The sequence below is a fragment of the Streptomyces sp. NPDC058646 genome, assembly GCF_042716875.1.
Classification (GTDB): domain Bacteria; phylum Actinomycetota; class Actinomycetes; order Streptomycetales; family Streptomycetaceae; genus Streptomyces.
The window spans coordinates 199,091-226,085 of record NZ_JBHXRK010000005.1 but is presented as its reverse complement, the minus strand read 5'-3'; the positions used below and the strand labels follow the sequence as shown (position 1 = coordinate 226,085).

25 protein-coding genes are annotated in these 26,995 nt (G+C 74.2%); 18 read left to right on the top strand and 7 right to left on the bottom strand.

The window, feature by feature from the left end; translation table 11 throughout:
• Window positions 1–16: 16 nt before the first annotated feature.
• From ACFWUZ_RS08975 to ACFWUZ_RS08945, 7 genes are all read left to right on the top strand, one after another.
• Entirely contained in the window at window positions 17–679 is a 663-nt protein-coding gene (locus ACFWUZ_RS08975; RefSeq protein ID WP_384369466.1) for a response regulator, read from the top strand.
• A 52-nt stretch (window positions 680–731) separates the two neighbouring features.
• Window positions 732–1,106, top strand: a complete 375-nt coding sequence (locus ACFWUZ_RS08970; protein WP_384369463.1) for a YbjQ family protein — start codon at window positions 732–734, stop codon at window positions 1,104–1,106.
• Between the two features lie 219 nt (window positions 1,107–1,325).
• Window positions 1,326–2,657: a VWA domain-containing protein gene (locus ACFWUZ_RS08965; protein WP_384369460.1), complete on the top strand. Its 1,332-nt coding sequence runs from the start codon at window positions 1,326–1,328 to the stop codon at window positions 2,655–2,657.
• Window positions 2,658–2,868: 211 nt separating this feature from the next.
• The gene (locus ACFWUZ_RS08960) at window positions 2,869–3,597 is read left to right on the top strand and encodes a DUF2625 family protein (protein WP_384369457.1); all 729 of its coding nucleotides are present in this window, start codon (window positions 2,869–2,871) and stop codon (window positions 3,595–3,597) included.
• 125 nt (window positions 3,598–3,722) lie between these two features.
• Window positions 3,723–4,205: an LPXTG cell wall anchor domain-containing protein gene (locus ACFWUZ_RS08955; protein WP_384369455.1), complete on the top strand. Its 483-nt coding sequence runs from the start codon at window positions 3,723–3,725 to the stop codon at window positions 4,203–4,205.
• 41 nt (window positions 4,206–4,246) lie between these two features.
• A complete protein-coding gene (locus tag ACFWUZ_RS08950; protein WP_384369689.1) occupies window positions 4,247–4,867 on the top strand; it encodes an RNA polymerase sigma factor in 621 nt (206 codons plus the stop codon).
• On the top strand, window positions 4,864–5,406 hold the full coding sequence (locus ACFWUZ_RS08945) for a hypothetical protein (RefSeq protein ID WP_384369452.1): 543 nt from the start codon (window positions 4,864–4,866) through the stop codon (window positions 5,404–5,406). Before ACFWUZ_RS08950 ends, ACFWUZ_RS08945 begins: the two co-directional genes overlap by 4 nt.
• 183 nt (window positions 5,407–5,589) lie before the next feature.
• Here ACFWUZ_RS08945 and ACFWUZ_RS08940 read toward each other — a convergent pair whose 3' ends face one another.
• On the bottom strand, window positions 5,590–6,048 hold the full coding sequence (locus ACFWUZ_RS08940) for a MarR family winged helix-turn-helix transcriptional regulator (protein WP_384369449.1): 459 nt from the start codon (window positions 6,046–6,048) through the stop codon (window positions 5,590–5,592).
• Window positions 6,049–6,256: 208 nt separating this feature from the next.
• On the opposite strand from ACFWUZ_RS08940, the gene ACFWUZ_RS08935 reads away from it, so the two are divergent.
• The 3 genes from ACFWUZ_RS08935 to ACFWUZ_RS08925 all read left to right on the top strand — a co-directional run bounded on the left by ACFWUZ_RS08935 (window position 6,257) and on the right by ACFWUZ_RS08925 (window position 9,678).
• Complete coding sequence (locus ACFWUZ_RS08935) at window positions 6,257–7,477, top strand: MFS transporter (protein ID WP_384369446.1); 1,221 nt, start codon at window positions 6,257–6,259, stop codon at window positions 7,475–7,477.
• A 46-nt stretch (window positions 7,478–7,523) separates the two neighbouring features.
• Window positions 7,524–7,955 carry a heme-binding protein gene (locus ACFWUZ_RS08930; protein ID WP_384369443.1) on the top strand — a complete coding sequence of 144 codons (432 nt, stop codon included), beginning with the start codon at window positions 7,524–7,526 and terminating at the stop codon, window positions 7,953–7,955.
• A 124-nt stretch (window positions 7,956–8,079) separates the two neighbouring features.
• Complete coding sequence (locus tag ACFWUZ_RS08925) at window positions 8,080–9,678, top strand: glycoside hydrolase family 20 protein (RefSeq protein ID WP_384369440.1); 1,599 nt, start codon at window positions 8,080–8,082, stop codon at window positions 9,676–9,678.
• 3 nt (window positions 9,679–9,681) lie between these two features.
• Here ACFWUZ_RS08925 and ACFWUZ_RS08920 read toward each other — a convergent pair whose 3' ends face one another.
• Both ACFWUZ_RS08920 and ACFWUZ_RS08915 read right to left on the bottom strand, forming a co-directional pair.
• Window positions 9,682–10,491, bottom strand: a complete 810-nt coding sequence (locus tag ACFWUZ_RS08920; RefSeq protein ID WP_384369437.1) for an endonuclease I family protein — start codon at window positions 10,489–10,491, stop codon at window positions 9,682–9,684.
• Between the two features lie 727 nt (window positions 10,492–11,218).
• Window positions 11,219–12,025: a glutamate ABC transporter substrate-binding protein gene (locus tag ACFWUZ_RS08915; protein WP_384369434.1), complete on the bottom strand. Its 807-nt coding sequence runs from the start codon at window positions 12,023–12,025 to the stop codon at window positions 11,219–11,221.
• Window positions 12,026–13,267: 1,242 nt separating this feature from the next.
• On the opposite strand from ACFWUZ_RS08915, the gene ACFWUZ_RS08910 reads away from it, so the two are divergent.
• Complete coding sequence (locus tag ACFWUZ_RS08910; protein ID WP_384369431.1) at window positions 13,268–15,058, top strand: ankyrin repeat domain-containing protein; 1,791 nt, start codon at window positions 13,268–13,270, stop codon at window positions 15,056–15,058.
• A gap of 113 nt (window positions 15,059–15,171) precedes the next feature.
• On the top strand, window positions 15,172–15,714 hold the full coding sequence (locus ACFWUZ_RS08905; RefSeq protein ID WP_384369428.1) for a TerD family protein: 543 nt from the start codon (window positions 15,172–15,174) through the stop codon (window positions 15,712–15,714).
• Between the two features lie 45 nt (window positions 15,715–15,759).
• Here the strand turns inward: ACFWUZ_RS08905 and ACFWUZ_RS08900 are convergent, their stop codons facing one another.
• Both ACFWUZ_RS08900 and ACFWUZ_RS08895 read right to left on the bottom strand, forming a co-directional pair.
• Complete coding sequence (locus tag ACFWUZ_RS08900; protein WP_384369425.1) at window positions 15,760–17,334, bottom strand: alpha/beta hydrolase; 1,575 nt, start codon at window positions 17,332–17,334, stop codon at window positions 15,760–15,762.
• A 269-nt stretch (window positions 17,335–17,603) separates the two neighbouring features.
• Complete coding sequence (locus ACFWUZ_RS08895; RefSeq protein ID WP_384369422.1) at window positions 17,604–18,224, bottom strand: TetR/AcrR family transcriptional regulator; 621 nt, start codon at window positions 18,222–18,224, stop codon at window positions 17,604–17,606.
• Between the two features lie 182 nt (window positions 18,225–18,406).
• Between ACFWUZ_RS08895 and ACFWUZ_RS08890 the strand changes: the two genes are divergently transcribed.
• The 6 genes from ACFWUZ_RS08890 to ACFWUZ_RS08865 all read left to right on the top strand — a co-directional run bounded on the left by ACFWUZ_RS08890 (window position 18,407) and on the right by ACFWUZ_RS08865 (window position 24,841).
• Window positions 18,407–19,228 carry a phosphatase PAP2 family protein gene (locus ACFWUZ_RS08890; protein WP_384369419.1) on the top strand — a complete coding sequence of 274 codons (822 nt, stop codon included), beginning with the start codon at window positions 18,407–18,409 and terminating at the stop codon, window positions 19,226–19,228.
• On the top strand, window positions 19,225–20,169 hold the full coding sequence (locus tag ACFWUZ_RS08885; RefSeq protein WP_384369416.1) for a DMT family transporter: 945 nt from the start codon (window positions 19,225–19,227) through the stop codon (window positions 20,167–20,169). Before ACFWUZ_RS08890 ends, ACFWUZ_RS08885 begins: the two co-directional genes overlap by 4 nt.
• Before the next feature lie 91 nt (window positions 20,170–20,260).
• Window positions 20,261–20,527, top strand: coding sequence for a GlsB/YeaQ/YmgE family stress response membrane protein (locus tag ACFWUZ_RS08880; RefSeq protein ID WP_384369413.1), 267 nt, complete (start codon window positions 20,261–20,263; stop codon window positions 20,525–20,527).
• 317 nt (window positions 20,528–20,844) lie between these two features.
• Complete coding sequence (gene rraA, locus ACFWUZ_RS08875; RefSeq protein WP_384369410.1) at window positions 20,845–21,330, top strand: ribonuclease E activity regulator RraA; 486 nt, start codon at window positions 20,845–20,847, stop codon at window positions 21,328–21,330.
• Window positions 21,331–21,418: 88 nt separating this feature from the next.
• On the top strand, window positions 21,419–23,104 hold the full coding sequence (locus tag ACFWUZ_RS08870) for a peptide-N4-asparagine amidase (RefSeq protein WP_384369407.1): 1,686 nt from the start codon (window positions 21,419–21,421) through the stop codon (window positions 23,102–23,104).
• Window positions 23,105–23,131: 27 nt separating this feature from the next.
• Window positions 23,132–24,841 (top strand): serine/threonine-protein kinase, encoded by a 1,710-nt coding sequence (locus ACFWUZ_RS08865; RefSeq protein ID WP_384369404.1) that lies wholly within the window; start codon window positions 23,132–23,134, stop codon window positions 24,839–24,841.
• Between the two features lie 73 nt (window positions 24,842–24,914).
• On the opposite strand, the gene ACFWUZ_RS08860 is transcribed toward ACFWUZ_RS08865, so the two are convergent.
• Window positions 24,915–25,607 (bottom strand): transglycosylase SLT domain-containing protein, encoded by a 693-nt coding sequence (locus ACFWUZ_RS08860; RefSeq protein ID WP_384369401.1) that lies wholly within the window; start codon window positions 25,605–25,607, stop codon window positions 24,915–24,917.
• 401 nt (window positions 25,608–26,008) lie between these two features.
• Complete coding sequence (locus ACFWUZ_RS08855) at window positions 26,009–26,986, bottom strand: dihydrodipicolinate synthase family protein (RefSeq protein WP_384369398.1); 978 nt, start codon at window positions 26,984–26,986, stop codon at window positions 26,009–26,011.
• Between the last annotated feature and the right edge of the window lie 9 nt (window positions 26,987–26,995).

Sequence of the window (26,995 nt, the reverse complement as noted above, 5' to 3'; positions counted from 1 at the left end):
GAAGGAGGGCGTCCGCATGCCGAGCGTGCTCGTCGTCGACGACCAGTTCCTGATCCGGTCGGGGCTGACGGCCCTGCTGGCCGCCGCACCCGGCTTCGAGGTCGTCGGCGAGGCCGAGGACGGTGAGGAGGCGGTCCGGCTCGCGGCGGAGAGACGGCCCGACGTGGTCCTCATGGACATCCGCATGCCCGGCACGGACGGGATCGCCGCCACCGAGCGGATCCTGGCCGCACACGGCACGGCGCCCGACCGGCCCAAGGTGCTCGTCCTGACCACCTTCGACTCCGACGAGTACGTCTTCCGGGCCATCCGGGCGGGCGCGGGCGGCTTCCTGCTCAAGGACACCCCGCCCGACCGGCTGCTCGCCGCCATCATCACCGTGCACGCCGGCGAGATGCTCTTCAGCCCCCGTGCGCTGCGCGGGCTCATCGACGCGTACGCCGTCCCCGTCGCCCGCGCCCCGCACCCGGGCCTGGCCGCGCTGACCCCGCGCGAACGCGAGGTGCTGGGCCTGGTGGGGGCCGGCCTCTCCAACGCCGACATCGCCCGCCGGCTCGTCCTCAGCGCGGCCACCGTCAAGACCCACGTCCACCGGTGCATGACCAAGCTGGAGGTGTCCAGCCGCGCACAGGCCGTGGTCGTGGCCCATGAGTTCGGCCTCGCCGCACGGATGCCCTGACCGCGGCGGCCTCCGGATGCGGGCGGCGGCGGGCGGCGCCACAGTGAGGTCCATGGGCATCGAAGACTTTGGCGGCGGCGCAGGGGCACACGAGACCGGTGTGCTCGTCGTGACGACCAATGACGTTCCCGGCTACCGGGTCGAGCAGGTCATCGGGGAGGTCTTCGGACTCACCGTACGCTCCCGCCACCTGGGCAGCCAGATCGGCGCGGGGCTGAAGTCCATGATCGGGGGCGAGCTGAAGGGCCTCACCAAGACCCTCGTGGAGACCCGCAACCAGGCCATGGACCGGCTCATCCAGCAGGCGAAGGCACGGGGCGCGAACGCGGTCCTGATGATGCGCTTCGACGTGACCGACGCCTCCGATGTCGGGACCGAGGTGTGCGCGTACGGCACGGCGGTCGTCCTGGTCCCGGCCTCCGCGTAGACGTACCCACCGGGCGGTCGTGCAGCGGGCTGCCCGGTCAGCCCCGCGAACTCCCACGACGAGGCGGACCTCGTCCTCGATCCGGCACACCGCCTGGTACGTCGCCACCGCACCCCCGTCCCGCCCGGTACGTCAGGCTCAGGGCCACGAGCGGGGCACCGGCCCCAGGGTCGGTGCCAAGACGCCTGTACCGGGCGGGAGTTGGGCAGACTGGAGGGCGTGACGACACTGAACAAGGGTGCCAACCTGCCGGTCACAGCCATCAGGGTCAGGGCCGTTCTCGCCTGGTCGGCCGGGGACGGCCTGCCCGACGTGGACGGGTCCGCGCTCCTGCTCACCCGCCGCGGACGCGTCCGCTCCGACGCCGACTTCGTCTTCTACAACCAGCCCCGGCACGCCTCGGGAGCCGTCCGCCATCTCGGCAAGCGCCCCGGCGCGGACACCGTCGAGGTCGACCTGGGCGCGCTGGAGCCGGGCATCGAGCGCGTGGTGCTGTGCGCCTCCACGGACGGCGGCACCTTCGGGCAGGTCCCCGGCCTCCACCTGTGCCTGCTCGACGCGGTGTCCGGTGTCGAACTGGCCCGCTTCGAGATGGCCGCCGGACCCGAGACCGCGTACGTGACCGGGGAGCTGTACCGGGGGGCGGGCGCGTGGAAGTTCCGGGCCGTGGGACAGGGGTACGCCAGCGGGCTGGCGGGCCTGGCCACGGACTTCGGCATCAGCGTCGACGAGGACCCGCCGCCGGCCCCCCAGCCTGCCGCCGCGCCCGCGGTGCCCGCGGTACGGTCGGCCGTCGGCGAGGAGCAGCTGCCCGCGGACATGCGTGCCCGCCTGTCCCTGCGCAAACGGCAGGTCGCGGTCAGTCTCGCCAAGCGGGGTGTCGCGGCCCTGGCCGCCCGGGTCGTCCTCGTCCTGGACGCCTCGGGCTCGATGACCGGCCCCTACGCGCGCGGCACCGTCAGCGGCGTCGCCGAACGGATGGCCGCCGTCGCCGCGCAGCTCGACGGACGCGGCGCGATGCAGGCGTGGACCTTCGCCTCCCACCCGGCGCGCCTGCCCGACCTCGTGGTCGGTGACCTGCCCGAATGGCTCCGCCTGCACGTACGGGTCGGCCAGTACAGCCTCTTCGGCCGCAGGAAACCGCCGAAGGGACTGGAACCGGGACAGGTCGACATGCGCACCGTCGGCATCGGGAACGAGGAGCAGAAGGTCATCGCCGAGGTCCGGGCCTTCGTCCGCGCCCACCCCGTACCCGAACCGACCCTGGTCCTGTTCTTCTCCGACGGCGGTGTCTACCGCAACGCCGAGATCGAACGCGAGCTGCGGGAGGCCGTCGAGGAGCCGCTGTTCTGGCAGTTCATCGGCCTGGGCCGGGCCGGGTACGGCGTGCTGGAACGCTTCGACACACTGCCCGGGCGACGCGTGGACAACGTCGGCTTCTTCGCCGTGGACGACATCGATTCGCTCTCCGACGAGGAGTTGTACGACCGGCTCCTGTCGGAGTTCCCGTCGTGGATACGGGCCGCCCGCGCGGCGGGCATCCTGCGCTGACCCCGCCCCGCCGCCGGGCTCGGAAGCGGACGGGCGCCGGCCGGCGCGGCGGCCGACCAGACGGCTGGAGGTCGGGTCCTCGGAGCCGACCCGGCGGGCGACACCGGCGACCGGCCGGTTGCGCGGGCGGATGCGGGCCGGCCGCGAGGCCGGCGACCACCACCGCGAACCTCCGGGCGGGCGGGCGGGGCGGCGGTGCGAGGATGCGGGGATGCGTGAGCTGAGGGAACTGACCGACGTCGAGGACCCGGCCTGGCCGGGGCTCGGCGAAGAACTCGCCGCCGCGGCCGCCCGGTGCGAGCTGCTGCCCGCCGACCCGGACCGGGGCCGGGCCTCGCTCCTGCAGCTGCAGGTCACCGCGCGCTCGTACCTGGGTGCCTTCGTCCTGCACTGCGGCGGCCTGCTCGTGGACGACGGCTGGCTGAGGGTCTACGGCAGCCCCGCCGCCGCTAACGCGCGGGACCTGCCCTCCCTGGCACGGGTCAACGGCTTCCCCGACGTGGTCGATCCGGCCTGGCGGGCGGAGGCCGGACTGGTCCTGGCGCACGACGTGCTCGGCGGCGTCTTCCTCCTCAACGGCCCGGCACCCGCCGGGGCGGGCCGGCCGGGGGCACCGGGCGAGGTGGTCTACTTCGCCCCGGACTCGCTGAGCTGGGAGCCCCTGGGGGCCGGCCACGGGGCGTGGCTGTCCTGGACCGTCTCCGGCGCCCTGGACGGGTTCTACGAAGGCCTGCGCCGGCCCGGGTGGCGGGACGAGGTCCGGGAGCTGACGGGCGGACAGGGCCTGTCGTCCTTCCCTCCGCTGTGGTCCGCCGAGGCCCGCCAGGACCTGTCGGCGACCAGCCTGCGCGCCGTCCCCCTGGCGGAGCTGCTCCGGTCGGGCCGCGATACGGCCGTCCAGCTGGACGGAACGGACCCCGGCTTCCTCGGCGTGACGTGATCCGCGGTCATTTCCCGGTCCGCGAAAAGTTTTTCGGAAACCGCGGCAACCTCGGGCGGGGTCGCGCGTCGTGCGGGGGTGAAGGGCGCAGTTCCGCGCCCTCGACCCGACCGTGGAGAACCACCGTGAAGAACCTGAAGCGCGTCCCCCAGCCCGTCCGCCGTGCGGCCGTCATCGCGGCCGCCACGGGGGTGTTCGTCGCTCTGGCCGGGCCGGCCTCCGCCGCGAACGGGGCGCCGGCCGTGCCCGCTCCGGCCACCAGCCCGGCCGCCACCCCGGCCAGGCCCGCTCCGGCGACGAGCGCCGCCCCGGCTCCGGCCACGAGCGCCGCGCCCGCCCCGGTCGTCTCGACGTCGCCGTCGGCCGGGGGGAGCGCCAAGCCGACCCCGTCCGTGTCGGCGCCGGGCGAGAAGGGCGCTCCGTCGGCCGCGCCGTCGGCCGCCCCGTCGGGCGCTCCTGCGGCCACGCCCTCCGCTGCGGCCGGTGAGGCCGAGCTGGCGCATACTGGCTCCTCCGCGACCACCCTGGCCCTGGGGGCAGGAGCAGCCGGCCTGATCGTCATCGGCGCCGGCGCCCTGTACACCGTGCGGCGCCGCGCCAACGGCTGAGGAATCCCGTGCTCCACCTCGTATCGCCCGCCGGCCCCGCCATGCCCGTCCTCGACCGGGCGTGGCGGGGCCTGTGGTCGTTCCTGCGCCGTGAGGGCTCCGCCCCACCAGCCTCGCCGAGGCCGCTCGGATTCCCGTACGAGCAGGCGAGCGGCTCCGGCCGCGGGGAGCCGCCGCCCCCCACCGTGACCGAGCTCTATCATGCGCACCGGCTGCGGATGGTCCGGCTCGCGGTGCTGCTCGTCGACGACCTGGCCACCGCCGAGGACGTGGTCCAGGACGCCTTCACGGCGCTGTACCGCCGCCACGGGGAGAACATCAGCGAGGTCGACAACGCCCTGGGCTACCTGCGCACGGCAGTCGTCAACACCTCGCGCTCCGTGCTGCGCCGCAGGCGCACCGCACGGGCCTGGACGCCGCCCGCGCAGGCCGACGTACCGTCCGCCGAGGACCACGTGGTGCTGGACGAGGCCCACCGCGAGGTGCTCGCCGCGCTCGGCCGGCTGACGCCGCGCCGCCGGCAGGTGCTGGTCCTGCGCTACTGGGCTGACCTCAGCGAGGCGGAGATAGCGACGACGCTCGGCATCAGCCGGGGTGCGGTGAAATCGAACGCGAGCCGCGCCCTGGACGCGCTGGAACGGATTCTGGAGGGACGGATATGACGCGCGACGGCGAACGGCCCGTCGAGCACCGGCTGCGGGAGGCCCTCGACGCACGCGCGGAGGGGATCGACATCCGCCGGCTGCGTCCCGCGGACCCGCCCGGACCGCACCTGAAGCGGCTGCCCGCCGTACGGCTGCGGCGGTTCGTGCTGCCCTTGGCAGGCCTGGCGGCGGCAGCTGCCGTGGGTGTCGGCCACCTGCTGTTCGCCCCCGAGCCGGCGCCCGGTCCGCAGCCCCCCGCCACGCCGCCGCGGATCACGGGCCCCGGCCCGTCCGCGGAACCGTCGCGTTCACCGACGCCGGCTCCGGCCACGCCGCCGTCCTCGTCGGTGGTGCCGGCCCCCGGTGCGGCCACGTCGGGGGTGCCGGAGCGTTCGCCGACGCCGAGCGCCTCGGGCGCGAGGCCGCCGGCCCCCCGGTCGTCCGTCTCCCCGCCGCCGTCCTCGCCTTCGCCCTCGTCGCTCCTGCCGCCCTCTGCGAGCGCTTCGGTCCCGGCGGGCTCGCCGACCCCGCCGAGCGCGACCGGCAGCACGGGCTGACACCAGGGGTGTCCGGCCGGCCTGGCCGCGCGGGAGCCGATCCGGCCCGGGCGGGCCGGCCCGATACGGCCCGGTGGACCTGACCGGCCCTCCGGCCCTACCGGCCGGACGCCGGCCCGACCAGCCTCACCGGCCGGACACCGGCCCCACCTGCCGGACACCGGACCGACCGGCCGGGGCCCGTTACGAAGGCGTCCGGGTGTTCTCCACCGCCGCGACGAGCGGGGCCAGCCCAGGGTTGCGCGCCGCCGCGTCGAGGGCTTCACGCAGGGCCGCGTCGTTCGTCGGGCGCGCCGCGGCGAGGAGTGCCAGACCGGCCTCGCTCACGTCGGTGTAGATGCCCCGCCGGTCGGTGTCGCAGATGTAGCGGCTCAGCAGCCCGCGGTCCTCCAGCCGGCTGACCAGCCGGGTGGTCGCGCTCTGGCTGAGGACCACCGAGTCGGCGACCTGGTGCATCCGCAGGTGCCCGCCCGGCCCGCTGTGCTGGCGGCTGAGCACGTCGAGCAGCGAGTACTCGCGGACGCTGAGTCCGTGCCCCGCCTGGAGGGCCCGCTCGATGTGCGCCTCGATCCGTCCGTGCAGGAGGGAGAGGGCGCACCAGCCCTGGGAGAGGGCGGTGAGCGCGCTGTCCGTTGCCGTCATGGGCTCCTCCTTCGAAGCGTGCGGTGCCCCCAGGATAGAACACCGGTGCAATAGCCCGCGCTTGCATTTATCCCGCGTCTGCAATTAATGTGGACGCACGTAAGCAGCGGCAGCAATCGCGCCGCATCCCAGGCAGCCGGGTGCCGCACCCCTCCGCACCGGCCCCGACGCATCCGCACCACACCCTCCCCTGAAGGGCACCTCCCCCATGCCTCTCGCACTCCTCGCCCTCGCCATCGGGGCCTTCGGGATCGGCACCACCGAATTCGTCATCATGGGCCTGCTCCCCGAGGTCGCCGGTGACTACGGCGTCTCGATCCCCACCGCGGGCTTCCTGGTCACCGGCTACGCCCTCGGTGTCGTCCTCGGCGCCCCGCTGATGACCGTCCTCGGCACCCGCGTCCCCCGCAAGCGCATGCTGATGCTGCTCATGGGCCTGTTCGTCGTGGGCAACGTCCTCTCCGCCCTGGCCCCCGCCTTCGGCGTGATGCTCGCCGGGCGCGTCGTGGCCTCCCTGGCCCACGGCGCCTTCTTCGGGATCGGCTCCGTCGTCGCGGCGGGACTCGTCGCCCCGGAGAAGAAGGCCGGAGCCATCGCCATGATGTTCACCGGCCTGACCGTCGCCAACGTGGTCGGCGTGCCGCTGGGCACCCTCGTCGGGCAGACCCTCGGCTGGCGCGTCACCTTCCTGATCGTCGCCGCGCTGGGCGTCGTCGGCCTGCTCGGCATCGCCCGCCTCGTCCCCGAACTGCCGCGCCCCGAAGGCGTGCGGATCCGCCACGAGCTGGCCGCGTTCCGCAACGTCCAGGTCCTGCTCGCCATGGCGATGACCGTCCTCGGCTTCGGCGGGGTCTTCGCCGCCCTCACCTACATCACTCCGATGATGACGAACGTCGCCGGCTTCGCCGACGCCTCCGTCACCTGGCTCCTCGTCCTCTTCGGCCTCGGCATGGTCGCCGGCAACCTCGTCGGGGGCCGGTTCGCCGACCGCGCGCTGATGCCGATGCTGTACGTGTCCCTGGGTGCGCTCGCCGTGACCCTGGCCGTCTTCACCCTCACCGCCCACAGCAAGGCCGGCGCCGCCGTCACCGTCGTGCTCATCGGCGCCCTCGGCTTCGCGACCGTGCCGCCGCTCCAGAAGCGGGTGCTCGACCAGGCCGCCGGTGCGCCCACCCTGGCCTCGGCCGTCAACATCGGCGCCTTCAACCTCGGCAACGCCCTCGCCGCCTGGCTCGGCGGCATCGTGATCGCCGCCGGACTCGGCTGGACCGCCCCGAACTGGGTCGGCGCGGCGCTGGCCGCCTCCGCCCTCGCACTGGCCCTCGTCTCCGGCGCGCTGGAGCGCCGGACGGCCGCGCGGACCGGCCGCGCGGCCCGGATCGTCGCGGCCGGAGCCCCCGGGGGCGCCGCCGTACCCGCCCACCACTGATCCGCCTCCCCGTCCCCTCCGCACACCCCTCCCGAGGAGAAACCGCATGTCCGGCACCACCCGCACCGCCGTTGCCCCGCTGACCACCGAGGACGCCGAGCTGCTGCTCGCCGCCGCCCGCACCGCCGCCGGAGCCGCCGGGGTGCCGGTCAGTGTCACCGTCCTGGACGCGGGCGGCCACCTGCTGGCCTTCCGCCGCGACGACCGGGCCGTGCTCATCTCCGGCGAGACCAGCACCCGCAAGGCCTTCACCGCCCTCCAGCTGGACGCGCCGACCGCCGACCTCGTCGACGCGGTGCAGCCGGGCGGGCTCTTCCACACGCTGCCGACCGCCCTGGACCGGCCGCTGCTGTTCATCGCGGGCGGGGTGCCGGTCCACCGCGAGGGCCGACTCGTCGGCGCCGTCGGCGTCGGCGGCGGCGCCCCCGCCCAGGACCACGCCTTCGCCGCCGCGGCACTCGCCGCCCTGGCCGGCTGAGCCGCGCGTGCCGGCGGCCCGCGCCGCCGGGTCGCGCTCCCGCCTCCCCCGTGCCACGTTGGTACGGGGGACAGGCGCGTCCGCGATCCGAGATCCGAGGTTGTTCCAGGTGAAAGGCCACGTCATGGCGACGGCAACCGTCGCCGCGCTGCTCAGCCTGACCGTGCCCGGCTGTTCGGCGGCCTCCGACGAGGCCCGGGCCCCCAACGCCCCGACCCCCGGCACCAGCGCCCCGCCCGCCGCACGGACGGTCCCGGCCGAGCCCACGCCGACACCCACCCCGAGCCCCACCTACGCCCTGTCCACCGCTCCGCGCACGATCCCCGCCGTACGGGAACACGTACCGGCCCGCGGTCCCGGCTGGAAACCCGCGCCCGACGCCCGCGTGGTCGTCGCGCAGGCGGACAAGGCCGCCCTGTCCGACGAGGCCAAGCTGCTCGCCGGTGAGCTGCGCCTGGGATTCTCGGACACGGAGCCGGCACGCCGGGGCGATGTCGAACTCGCCCTGGGCGCCAAGGGCTCCGGCCCGGCCGAGTCGTACGCGCTCACCGTCGGGGACGGCCGGGTCAAGATCACCGGCCCCGACGAGGCCGGGGTGTTCTACGGCACCCGCACCCTCAAACAAGCCGTCAAGGCCGCCGGATCGGCCCCCGAGGGCACCGTGCGCGACGCCCCGGCCAAGCCCCAGCGCGGCCTCAACCTGGACATAGCGCGCAAACACTTCACCGCCGACTGGATCGAGGACCGGCTGCGCGAGATGGGCGACCTGAAGCTCAACCAGCTCGGCCTGCACTTCTCCGACGACCAGGCCTTCCGGATCGAGTCCACCGGCCACCCCGAGATCGTCTCCACACCGCACCTCACCAAGGCGGAGGTGCGCCGGATCACCGCGCTCGCCGAGTCCCTGCACATCACGGTGGTCCCGGAGATCGACTCGCCCGGCCACCTCGGCGCGGTGCTGCGCGTCCACCCGGACCTGCAGCTGCGCGACGTACAGGGCCGGGCGGTGAAGGGCGCCGTGGACATATCCAACCCGGCGGCGGCCAAGCTCGTCGACGAACTCCTGCGCGAGTACCTGCCGTTGTTCCCCGGTGGCGCATGGCACCTGGGCGCGGACGAGTACCAGGCGCTCGTCGTCCGGGACCCGCAGGCCTCCTTCCCGCAGCTCGCCCGCGCCGCCCAGCAGCGGTACGGTCCCTCGGCGCGCGTCCAGGACCTGGCGACGGGCTGGCTCGACGACCGGGCGGACGTGGTGCGTCCGTCGGGCAAGGCGCTCAAGGCCTGGAACGACGGGTTCTTCTCCGGCGGTGTGACCAGCGCCGCCAAGGACATCCAGGTCGAGTACTGGACCGGCAAGGAGATCGGTGCCCGACCGCCCCTGGAGTACCTGCGGGAGGGGCGGAAGGTCGTGAACCTCAACGACGAGTACCTCTACTACGTGCTGGGCCAGCCGAACCAGTTCACGTATCCCACAGGGCGCCGGATCTACGAGCAGTGGACGCCGCTGGTGCTGCGCGGCACGACCCCCGTGCCCGCCCAGTACGACGACCAGATACTGGGCGGGCGCCTCGCCGTGTGGGCCGACCTGGCCGGTGCGCAGACCCAGGCCCAGGTGGCGGACGGCATCCGGCTGCCCCTGGCCGCGCTCTCACAGAAGGTGTGGGACTCCCGCCCGCCGCAGCAGCCCTGGAACGACTTCAAGGCCCTCGCCGACCGCCTCTGACGGTCACCAGATGGAGCCGACCCACTCCGGGTGGTCGATGAACGGGTTCCGGTTGTGCTGGTAGGTGTCGAAGATGACCTGGTTGCGGCGCTGCTCGAAGGCGTCCGGCGGGTCCTGCTGGTGCCACTGCTTCAGCAGGCTGATCCGGCCGTGCGCGGGGGCGGAGCCGTTGTTGACCTTGTCGTTCATCTCCAGGTCGGCGAAGCCGTCGCCTCCCTGGTAGCGGACGGCCATGTAGAGCAGCATCCGCGCGACATCGCCCTTGACGGCGTCGCGCGGTTCGAAGGAGTCGGCGTCGGTGAGGCTGCCCGGGGCCTCGCTCACGGGGCTGCCGCCCTTGTCGAAGTCCTTGTTGCCCCGGGTGCTGTTGACCGTGACGTCCTCGGGGCGCAGGTGGTGCAGGTCGGTGCCCGGTCCGGTGGCGGTGCCGAAGTCGCCGTGGCTCTTGGCCCAGACGTGCTCGCGGTTCCAGTCGTTGGCCCCGCCGCCGTTGGTGGCCTTGGACTGGGAACGGCCGGAGTAGAGCAGGATGACGTTGTTCGGGTTGGCCGGGTCCTGGTCGGTGACCTTCAGGGCGTTCCAGACGCCGTCGTACGAGACCTTGGACTGGGTCCGGATGATCTGGTGCAGGGCGGTCTTCAGCGCGGCGCCGGTCTTGCCCTCGGCGGTGGCGTAGTACGAGTCGACCGTCGCGGCCGAGGCGGCGTGGGGAGCCGCCGCCCGCTGCTGGCCGGCGGAGGCGGTGGCCGGTATCGCGAACAGGGCGGCTGCCGCGAGCCCGGCTGCCCAGGGAGTCAGGCGGGAGATTCTCATGGTGGGGGGTGCCTCTCCACAACGCACCGCTCCCGCCGGGACGGTTGGCGGGATATCAGTGGCAGAGCGAGGCTCACATTGTCATGTGCCCTACAGGTAAAAACCATGTGTCTGCGGTGCAGAGCTGGGGTGTTGACGTTCACCGAGCGCGAACGACCCGCCCTCAGACCCCAGTACGGCCCCCGCATTCCCTGGTGAAGTGGCTGAATCCGGTACTGAGCGGACGTGGTGGGTCCGCCGGGGAAGAAAGGAGCATCAGCGCCCACATCGCGAGGAGTGCGCCGACGATGCCGACGACGATCCAGAGGCTGTTGGCGGAGGACCGTGGTGAGGGCGGCGCCCGGCGCGATGCCGAGCGGCCGGCACGGTTCCCATGCTGCTGCCCTCGGTGGCGACCAGGCGGCGGTAGCCGGGCGGACCGGTGGCGGCGAGCACGAGCAGGGCTCCGGCCTGTGGCACGGCTCGTCCGCAGCGCGCCACGAGGCAGAGGGCGAGCCAGGTGCCACCCGTCCCGCCCGGGGAAGCGGCGACGAGGCCGACAGCTGCTACGCCCGGGCCCAGGCCGAGGCCGTCCTGCGTGAACAGCACCCATGCCAGGAAGAACGCCCCGGACAGCAGGCCGGCCGGGGGAGCGAGCTGTGGCGGCAGGACGTGTCCCACACGCCGGCGCCCCCTGCCGATCCGGACGGTCGGATCGACAGGGGGCGCCGGTGGCTGGTGCCGGCTGTCAGCCGGTGGCGATCGGGGGAGCCGGGTCGAACTTGTAGTCCGGGCCGAAGTTCTTCTTCACGGCCGCTTCCCAGGACCCGTCCTGGACCATCTTCCTGAGCGCGGCGTTGATCTTGCCCTGGAGGGCCTTGTCGCCCTTCTTGAGGCCGATCCCGTAGCTCTCGTTGCTCAGGTTCTGGCCCGTCAGCTTGAACTTGCCCTGGTTGCCCTTCTGGGCCACGTACCCGGCCAGGATGGAGTTGTCCGTGGTCATCGCGTCGACCAGGTTGTCCTGGAGGGCGACGACGCACTCCGAGTAGCCCGGCAGCTCCAGCACGCTCGCCTTGGGGGCCAGCTTGTTCTTGACGTTCTCCGCCGAGGTGGAGCCGGTGACCGAGCAGAGCCTCTTGGAGTTGAGGTCCTCCGCCTTGGTGATGCTGGTGTCGTCGGCGCGGACGAGCAGGTCCTGGTGCGCGACGAAGTACGGGCCGGCGAAGTCGACCTTCTCCTTGCGCTTCTCGCTGATCGAGTAGCTGGCGGCGACGAACTCCACCTCGTTGTACTGGAGCAGCAGCTCCCGGTCGGAGCTGTCGACGCGCTTGAACTCGATCTGCTCCGGCTTGTAGCCGAGCTCCTTGGCGATGTACGTGGCGACGTCCACGTCGAAGCCGGAGAAGATCCCGCCGGGCTCGCGCAGGCCGACGCCCGGCTGGTCGAACTTGATGCCGACGGCGAGGGTCCCCTTGTCCTCCTCGCCGCCGCACCCGGAGGTGGTGAGGGCGAGGGCGATCACTGCGGCGACCGCACCGGCCTGGGGAACCTTCATGCTGCAACTCTTTCCTCGGGACCGCGGGGCGTGGCGCGGGCACCCGTTCCAGCGGTGGCTGGGTGAGGGACCTCCGCACCGCGGGGAACCGCGAGAACGTGGGGGGGGACGTCAATACACGTGTACGAGGAAGCTAGGAAGTCGGCGGGCGCAGCGTCACTAGATCTGAGCAAAACTTGAGGATAACGATCCGGTTCAGCCGCATATTTTGCGGTGCAATCGGCTCTTATCGGGAGAAGGGGGCGGCCGAGGGGGACCGGCTCGGTACGGGACGAGGGAACGCGCTCCTGCTGGGCGAGGTCCAGATCCGGTTCGCCCGCACCCTGCGGCTGCCCGGGTCGGGCACGCACGCGCTGCCACCAGGACTCGGCGAGTTCCCGCTGCGCCGGGTGGAGGACCACCCGGACACGGTCCGGCCGCACTGGCCGGCGAAGGGCGGCGTGGTCCTGCTCGTGGACCTGCGCGAGGCCATGTGGCTCAGCTTCGCCGGAACCGGGGAACCCGCGGCGCTCCAGGTCGGCGGCACGGTGTGCGCCGTGTCGGGCGAGCGGTGGACGGGCCGGCTGGGCCGCACTCCGCAGAACTGCCTGGTCCTGCCCCGGCAGCCGTGGCTCGACGGCATCAGACTCCGGGGACGGGACGGTGCGCCAGTTCGTGGTCGTCCCGCTCGGACTCGGCGCCGCGGTCGAGGGTCAGGTCACCGGCGAGGAGACCACCGGGGGCGGGCAGCTCCAGGCCTTCCCGCCGGCCGCGGGGGAACCGGCCGCGTGGCGGGGGGCGGAGCGGGCCCGCGCATCGCGGTCGGGCCCCCGGGCGCCCGCCGCGCCGGGCGTCCCCGGCGCACCCGCGGCCTTCGGCACCGCCGGAGCGGCGGTACCCCGGGCGACGGCCGCGGCTCCGGGCGGTCCGCCCGCTCCCGCCGCCGCACCCGCGCGCAGTCCACACCCCCTGGACCGAGCCGGGACCGGGCCAGGTCGAGCGGCTCGGGGACGCGCCCCGGGCGGGCAAACCCGTACGGGACGGCGACTGGTGACGGGCAGCCGGGCGTCCGCGGGCCCGCGGCCCCCGGGAACGCATTGCGTATGATCGCCGGCAGCAAGGCCGTAGCGCAGAGGTCGTCGCACCCACGCATCAAGCTGGAGGACGTCGGTTCGAATCCGACCGGCCTTGCGCTTTCCTGACCATGGGCGGCACCGGGGGAACGATGACGACACGGCAGACGGGTGCCGCGGGCGTGCCGCGATGACATCGCGTGCCGAACTGCCCGGCGGCTTCGGACCCGTGGACCTCTTCTCCTGGCAGCGCACCCGCCGCTACGCCGTGCCCGGCTGGATGATCGAGCAGAGCGCCCGACACCGGCTGGCCGGAGACTGGCGGGCGTCCTGCGCGGCCGCGGCCGTCGACATCACCTTCGACCTCGCCGCCCTCAGGTCCCGCTACGGCGCCCCGCTCGCCGAGGCGCTGGAAGACGATCTCCACCACCTCGCACCGGACCTGCTGCGCTGGCACCTGCCCCGGGTGCTCGGCGGCCGCACCACGATCGCCCCCGGCGTGCGGATCGTGCTCGCCCACCTCGGCCGGCACCCCGGCGGCCTCCGTGACCCGGACACGCCGGTGCTGTCCGTCACCACCCCGGCGCAGCGCGGCGCCGCGCAACGGCTGCGCCTGCACTGCGCGCCGCTCGCCGGGAGCGAGCCGTACGCCGACTTCGGCCGCCCCGTCCGGGTGGAGGACTGGACCACGGCCCGCCCGCTCTGGGACGCCCGGCACAGCGCCGGCCTGCGTGCCCGCTTCGGCGCCGGGCCGGGCCGGCTGCCCTTCTTCCACCCCGACGACACCCCCAACGGTCCCGGCGAACTGCCCGTCGCCCCGCCCGCCGACGAACCCGCCGCCGATGCGGCCGCCCGGGCCGAGCGGATCACCCTGCTGCACCTGGCGGGCGACGCCGCCGAGGCCTACGCGGCCGCCGGCATCGAGCGGGACCTGACCGTTCCCGCCCCGGCGCAGCACCGGCCCCCGATCGACCCGGAGCCGCTGCTGAGGCAGGCCGTCCTCGACCTGACCCGGCTGGCGGGGGAGGTCCGCCGTCTGGTGGCGGCCGGCGCGGGCACGAGGTTCCGGGTCGACCCTGCCTACGGCTACGGCTACGGCTTCGAGCTGCACCAGGACGGATCCGGCCCGGACGCCCGGATCCGGGCCCGCGTCGTCACGCGCGACGGGGCGAGGGGGACGCCCCGGCTCCCGCAGTACGCCTGGCAGCGCCTGCCCGACCTCGAACTGGTGCGCTCCGGCCTGATCACGCCCCGGGAGCTGCACCCGCTGGTCGCGGCGGCCCTCTTCCCCGGCAGCGGCCCCGCCGAGGGGCCGCCCGGCCCCGTCCTGCCCCGGCCCGTGCAGGTGCGCTGCGGCAGGGAGTGGCACGAGGTCCGCTCGCGCGGCGGCGTCCTGGAACTGCCGCACGGCCCCGAGGAGCAGCCACGGGAGCGCGCCCGGCCGGCGTCGGGCGGCGAGGCCGCCGGGTGCTTCGCCGTGCGGGAGACGTGGATCACCGGCCGGGGCCGGCTGCCGCGCGCCCTGCGGGCCGAGCAGCGCGAGCTGTTCCTGCGCGCCCAGCACGGTGACACCCCGGGCGTGGTGGCGCTGCTCGACGCGGGCGTCGACCCCCGGGTCCGCGACGGAGGCCGCCGCGGGCTGCTGCACGTCCTGCACCAGCTCGACCACGAGGACCTGCTGCCCAGACTGCTGGAGGCGGGACTCGACCTGGAGGCCCGGGACGGCGAGCAGCGCACCCCGCTGTACGCGGCGGCGCACGACGGCGGCTCGGCCGCCCTGGTCAGGGCCTTCCTGGCGGCCGGATCCCGGATCGACGTCCTCGACCACCGGGAGATGTCCCTGTCCCAGCTCGTGCGCCGCTACCGCGGTCACGACCTGGGCTTCCTGAAGCAGCGGGTGGACGAGGAGCACCCGGGCATCGGTGCCCGGTCGTGGAACCGGTGGCTCGACGAGATGGAGGAGCGGACCCGGCGGGCCTGAAAGGGGCCGGACCATCGGGCCGCGATGGCCGGGAACGTACGGTCGTACGGCCCGAACGGGTACGCACGTGGGAGCATGGCCAGGCAATACCCGGTGTACGGAGGGGGAGTTCGGTGACTGGTGTACGAAAGGGCCTGGCCAAGGTGGAGGTCGCCCTGCGGTGGGATCCCAGCAGCGCGGGCACGCCCGCGAACGACCTGGACATCGTCGCCGCGGTCTACGAGGCGGCCGACCCGCACGGCACACCGGCCTACCTGGTGCACTTCGGCAGCCGCTCGCCCGACGGCACGATCACCCTGAACCGGGACAGCAGCACCGGGCAGGGCTTCGGCTTCGACGAGGTGATGACCCTCGAACTGGACCGGATGGCGGCCCGGTTGGGCCGGGTGGTGGTGGGCGTGGTGATCCAGGGCGCCGACACGGGCCAGGGCCCCACGAAGACGTTCGCGGACATCGCCGGCACGGGGGTGCGGATCCGCGAGGGCCACACGGACCTCGCCGCGAGCGGCTTCGAGTCCGTCCCGGATGCCACCGCTGCCACGGTCGCCGTGTTCACCCGGGACGCCTCCGGAGTCTGGTCGCTCGACGCCGGGCTGCGCGGCTCCGACGCCGACCCGGAGGAGTTCGCCCGCACGATGGGCGCCGCCCGGCCCTGAGAACAGGAGCGGCCCGGCCCTCATGGGCCGGGCCGCTGCGGCGCACTACTCGCAGGTGCCGCCGTCGGCCGGGACCGTGCCGTCGATCAGGAACGCGTCGACCGTCTTGGTCGCGCAGGCGTTCTCCCCGTAGGTGCCGTGGCCCTCGCCCTTGACCGTGAGGCCTATGCCCACGCCCTTGCCGAGCGCGTCGGCCATCCGGCGGGCGCCCTCGACCGGGGTCGCGGGGTCACCGGTGTTGCCGATCACCAGGATCGGTGCGGCGCCCGGGGCGCTCACCTCCGGCTTGGCCCGCTCGCCCTTCACCGGCCAGTCCTGGCAGTCGGCCATGAGCTCCTCGGCCGTGACCTCACCGAAGACGGGGGAGGCCTTGCGGAACTCGGGCACCAGGGCCGCGGCCTGCTCGGCGGTCATCCGGGTGCTGTCGTCGGCACAGGCGATGGCCCCGTGCGCTGCCATGGAGGTGTCGTAACGACCCTTCTCGTCACGGCCCTGATAGCTGTCGAAGGCGAAGAGGAGCAGGTCCCCGGTACCGCTCTGCTGCACTTCGGCGATCCCCTGCAGGAGGTGCTCCCACCGGTCCTCGCTGTAGAGCGTGGCGATGATGCCGGTCTCCGCCATGTCGGCGGTCAGCTTGCGGCCGTCCTTCGTGGACGCGGGCTTCTTCTCCAGCTTCGCCAGCATGGCGTTGATCCGCTCGGCGCCGGTGGTGGCGTTCGGGCCGGTGGGGCAGTTGGCCTTGTACTTCTTCGCGCAGTACTGCATGGCGTGCTCCAGCGCGGTCTGGAAGCCCTTGACCTGGCCGAGGAACTGCTGGGTGGAGTCCTGGGTCGGGTCGACGACGGCGTCGAAGACGGTGCGGCCGACGTTCGCCGGGAACAGGTGGGCGTAGACGCCGCCCAGCTCTGAGCCGTAGGAGATGCCGAAGTAGTTGAGCTTCTGCTCGCCCAGGACCTGGCGCATGAGGTCCAGGTCGCGGGCGGCGTTGGTGGTGCCGACGTGCGGGAGGACCTTCCCGGAGTTCTGCGCGCAGCCCTCGGCGAACTTCTTCCGGCTTCCGGCGGTGTCCGCGGAGGCGTTCAGCGCGTCCATCGTCTTGTCGTCGACGCACTTGACGCCCGCGCTGTTGCCGACGCCCCGCGGGTCGAAGCTCACCAGGTCGTACACCGCGTTGAGCTTCTTGTAGTCCTCCGCGGCCGCGAGGGGGAGGATCTGGACGCCGGAGCCCCCGGGACCGCCGAAGTTGTAGACCAGGGAGCCGATCCGCTTGCTCTGGTCCGTGGCCTTCTTGCGGATGAGGGCGATGTCGATGGTCTCGCCGGCCGGCTGCGCGTAGTCGAGCGGCGCCTTCATCGTGGCGCACTCCCAGCCGGCACCCGGAGCCTCGCCGCCGCCCTGCGCCACAGACGGGGCGGTGCAGCCCTGCCAGGCGGGCTGCTGGCCGGTGAGCGCGGCCGGCAGCGCGGTGGGCGTGGGGCTGGGGGAGGGGGCGGCGCCCTGGGCGGCGTCCTTGGCATCGGTCTTCTTGCCGCCGTCGTCGCAGGCCGTCAGGGCGGAGACCGCCAGCAGGGCGGCGGCGGCGAGTACGGCGGACCGGGTCGGCTGTCTGAGGGGGGACATGCGTGGTGCTCCTGGGGACCGTGCGGATTGATCGTGCGGGCCGCCGCGGCGAAGACCCGGCGTCGGCCCACCGGAACCGTACAGGGGAGCGAATGCGGGCCCGGACCCGGTGTCCGGGGGAGGCGTCCGGGGGCTCCGCGGGGACCGGGCGGCGGTTGCCTCCTCCACGAGGAGCGACCGCCGCCCGGTCCGGGTGGCGCGCTGCCGCCGTCCCCACGAGGCAGCGCGGGCAGGCCGCCGTCCGGTCATCGGGACGGCGGTCCGCCGGTTCAGGGGGCCTGGCCGGCCGGCGGGGTCAGGCCCAGGGCCGGGAGCAGCGCCGCGTCGACGAACCGGACCAGGTAGTCGGCGTCGGCGTAGCGGCCCTCCAGGACGGGTCGGATCCGGAGCACGCCCATCAGTTGGGCCGGCAGGAACTCCACCGCCGGGTGGTCCGCGGTGATCTCGCCCCGCGCCACGGCCCGCGCCACCATGGCGTCGAAGGCCGCCAGTTCGGGTTCCACCAGGGCCTCCCTGAGGGCGGCCTGCAGCTCCTGGTCACTGAGTACGGCGTGCCCCAGTGCCTGGGTGAGCAGGGTGTCGCGCCCCGAGGTGCAGGCGGCGATCGACGCCGCCTCGCGCAGGTCGCCCGCCAGCGTCCCGGTGTCCACCGCGACGAGCGTGCCCCGCCGGTCCGCGCGCAGGGCGGCGGCCACGAGCTGGGGCTTGGTCTTCCACTGGCGGTAGAGCGTGGACTTGCCGCAGCTGGCCCGGGCGGCGACGCCCTCCATGGTCAGGGCCTCGTAGCCGTGCTCGCGGAGCTGGTCCAGCACGGCCTCGTACAGCTCCTGCTCGCGCTCCGGGGTGATCTTGGAGCGCCGCGCGGCGGGAGGCGTCGCGGTCGACGTCATGGGGCGGCTCTCCTCGGGCGTTCCTCGGCGGGTGTCCGTACGCAGTGTACGGGAACGGCAGCGTATCGGTACACCAGCGTATCGATACGCGAATGTATCGATACACTGGCGTGTCGCTGTGCGCGCGGATCCGACCAGCCGCACGACCAGATGCCGAGCAACCAGGAAAGCGAGACCGGGGGATGTCCCACACCACACCTGCCGGACCGGCAGCCGGACCGCGGGCCGCGCGCCGCCGTCTCATACGCGAGTTGCTGCTCGTCGGGGGGTTGTTCACCGTCTACAAGGCGGGCCGGATGCTCTCCACGGACCGCACCGAGGAGGCCTTCCGCAACGCCGCGCGGGTGTGGGACGCCGAACGGTTCCTGCACCTGCCCGGCGAGGGCGGCGTGCAGCGGCTGCTGCTGCACGGGGACGCCCTCGTCCACACCGCGAACTCCTACTACGCGGCCGTCCACTTCCCCGCCACCGCGCTCTTCCTGATCTGGCTCTACGTCCGCCGCCCGGACCACTACCTGTGGGCGCGCCGGGTCCTCGCCGTGCTCACCGGAGCCGCCCTGGTCCTCCACCTCGGCTTCCCGCTCGCGCCCCCGCGGATGCTCGGCGAAGCCCACCTCGTCGACACCGGACAGGTCTACGGGCCCACCGTGTACGGGGCCGCGCCGGCCTCCGACACCCTGGCCAACCAGTTCGCGGCGATGCCCTCCCTGCACTTCGGCTGGGCGCTGATGCTCGCCCTCGGCATGATCGCGGCGACCCGGTCGCGATGGCGCGGGCTGTGGCTGCTGCACCCGCTGGTCACCCTCCTCGTGGTCGTCGCCACGGCCAACCACTACTGGCTCGACGCCACCGTGGCGGCCGTCCTGCTCGGGGCCGCGCTGCTGCTGGTCCCGCGGCCGGGCCCGCCCGGCCGCGGGGCGGAGCCGGCCGCGGACGCCCCCCGCCCCGTACGGGTCCTGCCGCGGCCGGGGAAGCTGCCCGAGGCCGCCGGGGCCGGACGGTGAACGACACCGCCCTCACCGTGGGGCTCTGCCTGGCCTCCGCAGTGACCTACGCGGCCGCCGCCGTCGCCCAGGAGAGGCTCGCCCGCGCCACCGGGGCCCGCACCGCCAGGACCCTGCTCCGCGCCGGCGCCTGGTGGTGGTCGGCCGGGCTGAACACCGCCGCTGCGCTGCTGCACGCGGCCGCCCTGCGGTACGGGCCGCTCACCCTGGTCCAGCCCCTCGGCGCGCTGACCCTCGTGGCCGCCGTCCCGCTGGGCGCGCGCGGAGCCGGGCGCCGGGTGGCGGCCACCGAGTGGCGGGGCACCCTCGCCACGGTCGCCGGGCTCGGCCTGCTGCTGCTCCCCGCTTCCGGACCGGCCCCCGACGACACCCTGACCCTGGCCGAGGCGCTGGCCGTGTCCGGGGCGACGGCCGCCGTCATCCTGATGCTGACCGCCGTCAGGGACCCGCGCTCGGGCCTGCGGCACGCCACCGCGTCCGGGCTGGCCTCCGCAGCCGCCTCGGCCCTGACCCAGACCGTGGCCGTGGCGGCCGGCCGCGGCGGAGCCCTGCTCAGCGTCCGGGTGGCCGCGGTGGCCCTGCTCGTCGTGGTGTTCGCGGTCGGCGGGATGCTGCTGTCCCAGCGGGCCTACCGCGGCGGCGGGCTCGGCGCTCCGCTCGCCGTGGTCAACCTGGCCAATCCGCTGGCTGCGGCCGCCATCGGCATGGTCCTGCTCGGCGAACGCCTCCAGGGCGGTGCGGCGGGGGTCCTGCTGGCCGTCGCCGGAGCCGTCGCCGCAACCCGCGGGGTGCTCCTGCTGACCCCCGCCGCGGTGGCGGACCCCGCGGCAAAGGCGCCCGCCCGGCAGGGGCCCGTGGCGGGGGCGCCCCTCACGGACGCCGTGCCCGTCGCGGTCGTGCCCGTGGCGCCCGTCGCGCAGGGTGGACGGCTGACGGTCTGATCCGCCCGGCGGCGCGGGCGGGAGAACCGTTTCGGCCCCGAACACGTCCTCCACGGTGAACACCCGCACCACCGAAACGGAGTGAACCGGCATGGGGATCGTCAGCTGGATCGTCCTGGGCCTGCTGGCCGGAGCGGTCGCAAAGGTCCTGCTGCCCGGCCGCGATCCCGGCGGCCTGATCGGCACCACCCTCATCGGCGTCGCCGGAGCCTTCCTCGGGGGATGGCTCTCGGCGAAGTTCCTGGACCGGCCGATCCAGACGGAGTTCTTCGACCTCGCCACCTGGGGCGCCGCCGTCGGCGGCTCGCTCGTCCTGCTCATCGGCTACCGTCTCCTCTTCGGCAACTCCCGCGACTGACGCGACCCGACGGGCCAGGGCATGGGCCGGCGCGACCACGTGGCACGGGGCGTCCCCGCGGCTACCGGATCTGGAAGACCAAGGGCGGCCGCTGGTGGGGCGACCCCTACGAGCTCTGCCCCGACGACCTCCGCCGAGCTGACCGGCAAGGCGGACCCCGAGCAGATCACCGCCCTGCTCAAGCGCTACCGGGCCCTCGAACCGCTGACCGTCCCGGCCCGCGGACCGGGCCCTGCCGGGGCGCGCACCGCCGTCCACACTGGCCGCCTGGCCCGACACGACAGCAGCAGTACGAGCAGTGAGGAACCGGCACAGCCATGCGCGTCACCCCCGTCCCCACCAGCGACCTGTACGACGAGCACGGCGAGGCGCTCGGCATCTGCGCCGTCCAGTTCCGGCAGTACGGCGGCCACCGGCAGTTCGCCGGCCCGGTGCGGACCCTCTCCTGCCACGAGGACAACGCCCTGCTGCGCGCGCTCGTGCACACCCCGGGCGAGGGCGCCGTACTCGTCGTCGACGGCGGCGGGTCCCTGCGCACCGCCCTCATCGGCGACCTGATCGGCGGCGCCGCCGAACGCAACGGCTGGGCGGGTCTGATCATCAGCGGCGCGGTCCGCGACAGCGTGGCCCTCGGCGGACTCGGCCTCGGCGTCAAGGCGCTGGGCACGGTCCCGCGCAAGAGCGGCAAGACCGGCGCCGGCACCGTGGACGGGCCCGTCACGATCGGCGAGGTCACCTTCCGCGCCGGCGACACGGTGCACGCGGACGACGACGGCGTCGTGGTGCTCCCCACCGCGCACTGACGTCCGCCGCACGCTGGGGGGCGGGTTCACGCCAAGTCCGCGGAAGCGGTCTGGTGGGAGGCGGGGCTCCGGGTTTCACTGCGGGGCCATGAGACGACACAGGATCATGGGCCTGCTGGGCGCGCTGACCCTCGCCGCGGCCACCCTGGCCGGCACCGCGGGACCCGCGGGCGCCGCCGCACCCGCCTCCCCGGCCGCACCCGCCTCCCCGGCCGCACCCGCCTCCCCGGCCGCACCCGCCTCCCCGGCCGCGACGCCGCCCGCCGAGTTCGGCACCGACTGGCACGACCCGTTCACCGCCGCCCCGCCCGTCACCCGGCCCGCGACCCGGTCCTGCCGGATCACCCTCGCCGAGGCCCGGTTCCGCGACTTCACCCCGTACCGGGGGACCTACGCGCCGCCCGCCGGCTGCGGCGCCGACCACTGGGCCAAGGTCGTGCTGCGCCTCGAAGGCCAGGTCAAGGGCCGCCAGTACGACCGCCTCGGCCACCTCTCCCTCGGCGGGGTGGAGATCCTGCGCACCTCCACCCCGCAGCCCTCGCCCGACGGCATCACCTGGTCCGTGGAGAAGGACGTCACCCGCTACCGCGACACCCTCACCCGGCCGCAGCCCGTCGAGATGCTCATCGGCAACGTCGTCGACGACACGTACACCGGGGTCATCGACGTCCAGGTCACCCTCACCTTCTACGCCGCCGAAGGCCCCACCGGCGCCACCCGCCCCGGGACCCCCGACCGGGTCCTCCCCCTCACCTCCCCCGAGGTCACCACCCCGCGCAACACCGAGCGGCTCGTCGCCGAGGTGTACGCGACCGGCTCGGGCGGCGGCTGCGAGGAGTACTGGTACATGACCACCCCCGAGGCCGCGCCGTACTCCTGCAAGGCGGCCGACGGCCCCTACCGCGAGGTCCGCATCTCCGTCGACGGCCGGGCCGCCGGCATCGCCGCACCCTTCCCCACCGTCTGGACCGGCGGCTGGTCCAACCCCTTCCTCTGGTACGTCACCCCGGGCCCCCGGGCCTTCGACGTACAGCCGGTCCGCTACGACCTGACCCCCTTCGCCGCCCTGCTCAACGACGGCCGGCCGCACCGCGTCGAGGTGTCCGTGGCCGGGGTGCCGGCCGGGCAGAGCGGCTGGAGCACCCCCACCAACCTGCTGCTGTGGCTGGACGAGGGCCGCGAGGTGGTCTCCGGGGCCCTGACCCGGCACGAGGAGAGCGCACCGCAGGCCTCCTCCCGCTGGACCCCCGGCGCCGAGCACCGGCTGGACACCGAGGGCGGACACCACCTGACGGTCGGCGGACACCTGGACACCTCCCACGGGCGGGTCACCACCACCGTCACCCGCGCCGTCCGCAACACCTCGGTGCACCGCTGGACCGAGGGCGAGGACCGTGACGCGCTCACCGCGACCTGGACCGACGAGGAGAGCGTGACCCGGGGGAGGACCACCACCCGCACCGCACGGACCTACACGATGGACGGCGAGACCACCCTGGGCGCCGGGGACCGGCTGCGCACCGTCCTCTCGCTCGGCGACGCCGCGGACACCGTCACCCTGCGCGGCGGCCGCGTCGTCGACCGGGTCCGGCTCGACGACCGGTACACGGGCGACGCCACGTACACGGCGAACGTCCCCCGCGACCAGCGGCACGCCGTCGGCACGACCACGGCCCGACACCGGCTGTACGGCTCCGAGGCCGGGGGCGGGTGCTACGACCGGACCGTGACCACCGTACAGGGGACCGTCACGGCGGACCGCCGCCGCTGCTGACTCCGGCGGCGCCTACGATGACCGGCCATGGACACGAGTGAGGCCGGCAGACGGCTGATCGGCGGACGTTTCGAGCTCGTCGAACCCCTGGGCAGCGGCGGCATGGGCACGGTGTGGCGCGCCCGCGACATCGCGCTGGACCGCGACGTCGCCCTCAAGGAGGTGCGCCCGCCGGACCCGGCGACCGCCGCCGCCCAGCCCGGGCTGGCCGTGCAGCTGCGCGAACGGGCCGTCCGCGAGGCCCGGGCCCTCGCCCGGCTCGCCCACCCGCACGTGGTGACGATCCACCACATCGTGGACCCCGCCGCCGAGGGCGGAGCCGGCGGCGCCGACGCGCACCCGTGGATCGTGATGGAGCTCGTCAGGGGCGGCTCCCTCCACGGCCGGCTGGAGTCCGGCCCGATGCCGGTGGCGCAGGTGCTGCGGCTGGGGCTGGAAGTGCTCTCCGCGCTGCGCGCCGCCCACGCGGAGGGGGTGCTGCACCGCGATGTGAAACCGGCCAACGTACTGCTGCGGCCCGACGGCGGGGCCGTACTGACGGACTTCGGCATCGCGGCCCTGCACGGTTCGGCGGGGCTGACCTCCACCGGCGTGCTCATCGGCTCCCCCGAGTACATCGCGCCCGAGCGCGTGCGCGGGGAGGAAGGGCTCGCCGCCTCGGACCTGTGGTCGCTGGGCATGCTGCTGTACGTGGCCGCCGAGGGCGTGCACCCGCTGCGCCGCGCCACCAGCCTGGCCACCGTGGTCGCCGTCCTCGACGAGCCCATCCCCGCCCCGGTGCGCTCGGGTGCGCTGGGACCCGTACTGGAACGGCTGCTCGTACGGGACCCGGCCGCACGGCCCGACGGCGCGGAGCTGGAACAGCTGCTCCGGAACGCGAGCACTGCTCCGGGAGCGGCTGCCGCACCGGTCGCGCCCCCGCCGGCCCTCGGCCGGTACGGACCTCCGGCGACCCCCGCGACACCGACGCCGTCCCCCTACGGGGGCGCGTACGCGCCCTCGTACGCCTCCCCGTACGCGGCCACGGCGCCCCTCCCGGCGACCCCCGGCCGGCGGCGGCCCCCGGTGCTGCTCGCCGCCGCCCTCGCGGCGGTTGTGACCGCCGGTGTGATCGGGATCGTCCAGTGGCTGCCCGACGGCAGCGCCTCCAACGGCGGCGCGAAGGGCGGAGCACAGGGAGGCGCGAGCGGCGCTCCCGCCGCCTCGGCGCCCGTGCAGCAGTCCGGTGCACCCTCCGCCGGCACGCCCGGTCCGACGGCGCCGCAGACCGGCACGCCCCAGGCGAGCACCCCTCAGGGCAGTCTGCTCGACCCTGCGGGCGTCCGGGCCGCGCTGGCCGCGCTGAAGCAGAAGACGGGCACGACCACCTTCGTGAACCTGCGGATCTACGAGGACTACGTCATCGCCGCGGTCCCGACCGCTCCCGGGGCCCAGACGGTCGACTCCTGGCAGTACCGGGACGGCGACGTCACCCGCACGGGACCGGCCGGCACGGTCAAGGACCGCGCGCCGCTCATCGACATGTCCACGGTCGCGTGGGACGCCCTGCCCGCCCTGCTGGAGCAGTCCCAGCGGGACCTCGGGGTGGCGAACCCCACCTCGCGCTACGTCATCGTCGAGCCCTGGATGATGGACCAGAGCCCGTCCATGCGTCCCTACCTCAGCGACGAGTACGGCCAGGGCGGTTACATCCTCGCCGGCACCGACGGCAAGGTCCGGAAGGTCTACCGCTCCTGAGGCCGGGGGAGCGCCCGGGGCTGCGGACCTCCCCCGCCGACCGGCGGGGGCCGTTCCCCGTTCCCCGGGCTTCCTAGTAAGGCCCGTTGACGTTGTCGATCGAGCCGTAGCGGGCCGCCGCGTAGTTGCAGGCCGCGGTGATGTTGGCGACCGGGTCGTACGAGTTCAGCGAGGTGCCGGGCACGTGATAGGCCTTGAACGTCGGGTCGATCACCTGGAGCAGGCCCTTGCTGGGAATGCCGTTGCGGGCGTTGATGTCCCAGTTGTTGATCGCCATCGGGTTGCCCGAGGACTCCCGCATGATGTTGCGGTGAATTCCGTTGTAGCTGCCGGGAATGTTGTGCTTGGCCATGACGGACAGCGACTCGCGGATCCAGCCGTCGAGATTGTTCGGGTAGGCGGTGGCCGGCTTGGCCGCGGCCGGCTTGGCGGTGCCCTTCGCCTGGGCGCCGACGGCCAGCTTGAGGCCGGGGCGGATCACGGACGGGTTGTCGCCCACGGCGCTGCGGTTCGCCGCGTAGAGCTGCTGCCAGCCGCCGCTCAGGGAATGCTGCGCCGCGATCTTCGAAAGGGTGTCACCGGCGACCACGGAATAGGTGGTGGAAGCCGCGGTCACCTCCACGGGAGCCGCGGTCACCTCCACGGCCCCGGCGGCGGTGGTGCCGACCAGGGGGAGGGCGAGCGCCGCGCCGCCCGTGCCGGCCAGGGCCAGCTTGCGGGTGAGCGGGTTGTGCTTCGGCCGGCGGTGCTTTCCCTTTGCGGGCATGGCGCAATTCCTCACATGGGGGGACGGAGAGGCCCCGGAGGAGGTCGGTTTCGACAGCGGTCCACCGGGAATGAGGGTGACCGTAGGCGAGCCCGCCGCGCCCGAACAAGGCCCGAATTCGACCGGTAGATCGACTTCCTGCTTTCCGCCCCGAAAATGACCTTGAAGGGCCGTTCGCGCAATAGTCAACTTTCTTTCGTGGAAAAGGGAATCGCCCGCTCGGCGGAAATGATGTTGACGCTTTCCGAGTGACTCACATCACGGCTCCGCGGGCGGGTTCCGGCCCCTCCGCACAAAGGGACAAGTCCCCTCTCCGCGGGCTGGATTCGGGCGACCCGCGCGTTGCTGACGAATCGCCCAAATCGGGTGCATTCGGCGGTTCGGCCCCCGTCTGCGGTCCCTCAGAGACCCGCCAGTGACTCCAGGGCGGCCGTCACGGCGATGTCCGAGGCCGGCAGCAGGGGAAGCCGCACGCCGGGGGACGGGATCCGGCCCTGCGCGTGCAGGACGCCCTTGACGACCGCGGGGTTGGGTTCCGCGAAGGCAGCCGAGGACCACCGGGCCAGCGCGTGGCCCAGCGGCCGGGCCCGGGCCACGTCCCCGGCCCGCCAGGCCGCGGCGAGTTCCGCGAACCGGGCCGTCGCCAGGTGCGCCGAGGCGAGGATCCCGCCCGCCGCGCCCAGCGCGAGCAGGGGCGAGAGGTACGCGTCGTCGCCCGCCAGCACCTCGAAGCCCTCCGGCAGGTCGCCGAGCAGGTCCACCGCGTCCTGGCCGATCCCCCCGGCCGCGTACTTCACCCCCGCGACCCCCGGCAGCGACCCCAGTGCCCGCAGCGCGGCCGCGTCCAGCGACTGCCCGGTGCGGTACGGGACGTGATAGACGATCAGCGGAACGGGGCTCACCTCGGCCAGCCTCGAGAAGTGCGCCAGCACCCCCGCGGCCGAGGGCCGTACGAACGGGGGCACGGTCACCAGCGCCGCCCGAGCCTGCGGCCACCGCGCCAGCCGGGCCAGCGAGGCCTCCGCGGCCCGGGTCCCGCTCGCCCCCGCGCCCACGGTCAGCGGCGCCCCCCGCTCTCCGCAGACCCGGGCGCACACGCCGGTGACGAGGTCGCGTTCCGCCTCGTCCAGCGCGGCCGTCTCGGCGGTGGTGCCCAGGGCCACGATCCCGGTGGCGCCCGCGTCGAACACCTCGTGGGCGAGCGCCTCCAGCGCATCGGCCGCGATGTCCCCGGCCGGGGTGAAGGGGGTGACGAGCGGGACGTGGATGCCGTGGAGACCGCCCGAGGGGCCGGTGTCCGAGGGGGCACCGCCCGCACGGTCTCCGGGGAGGCTCCGCGGGAGGTGCCGGACGGTCGTCGCTGCGGTGTCGTGTGTCATGCCTCGACC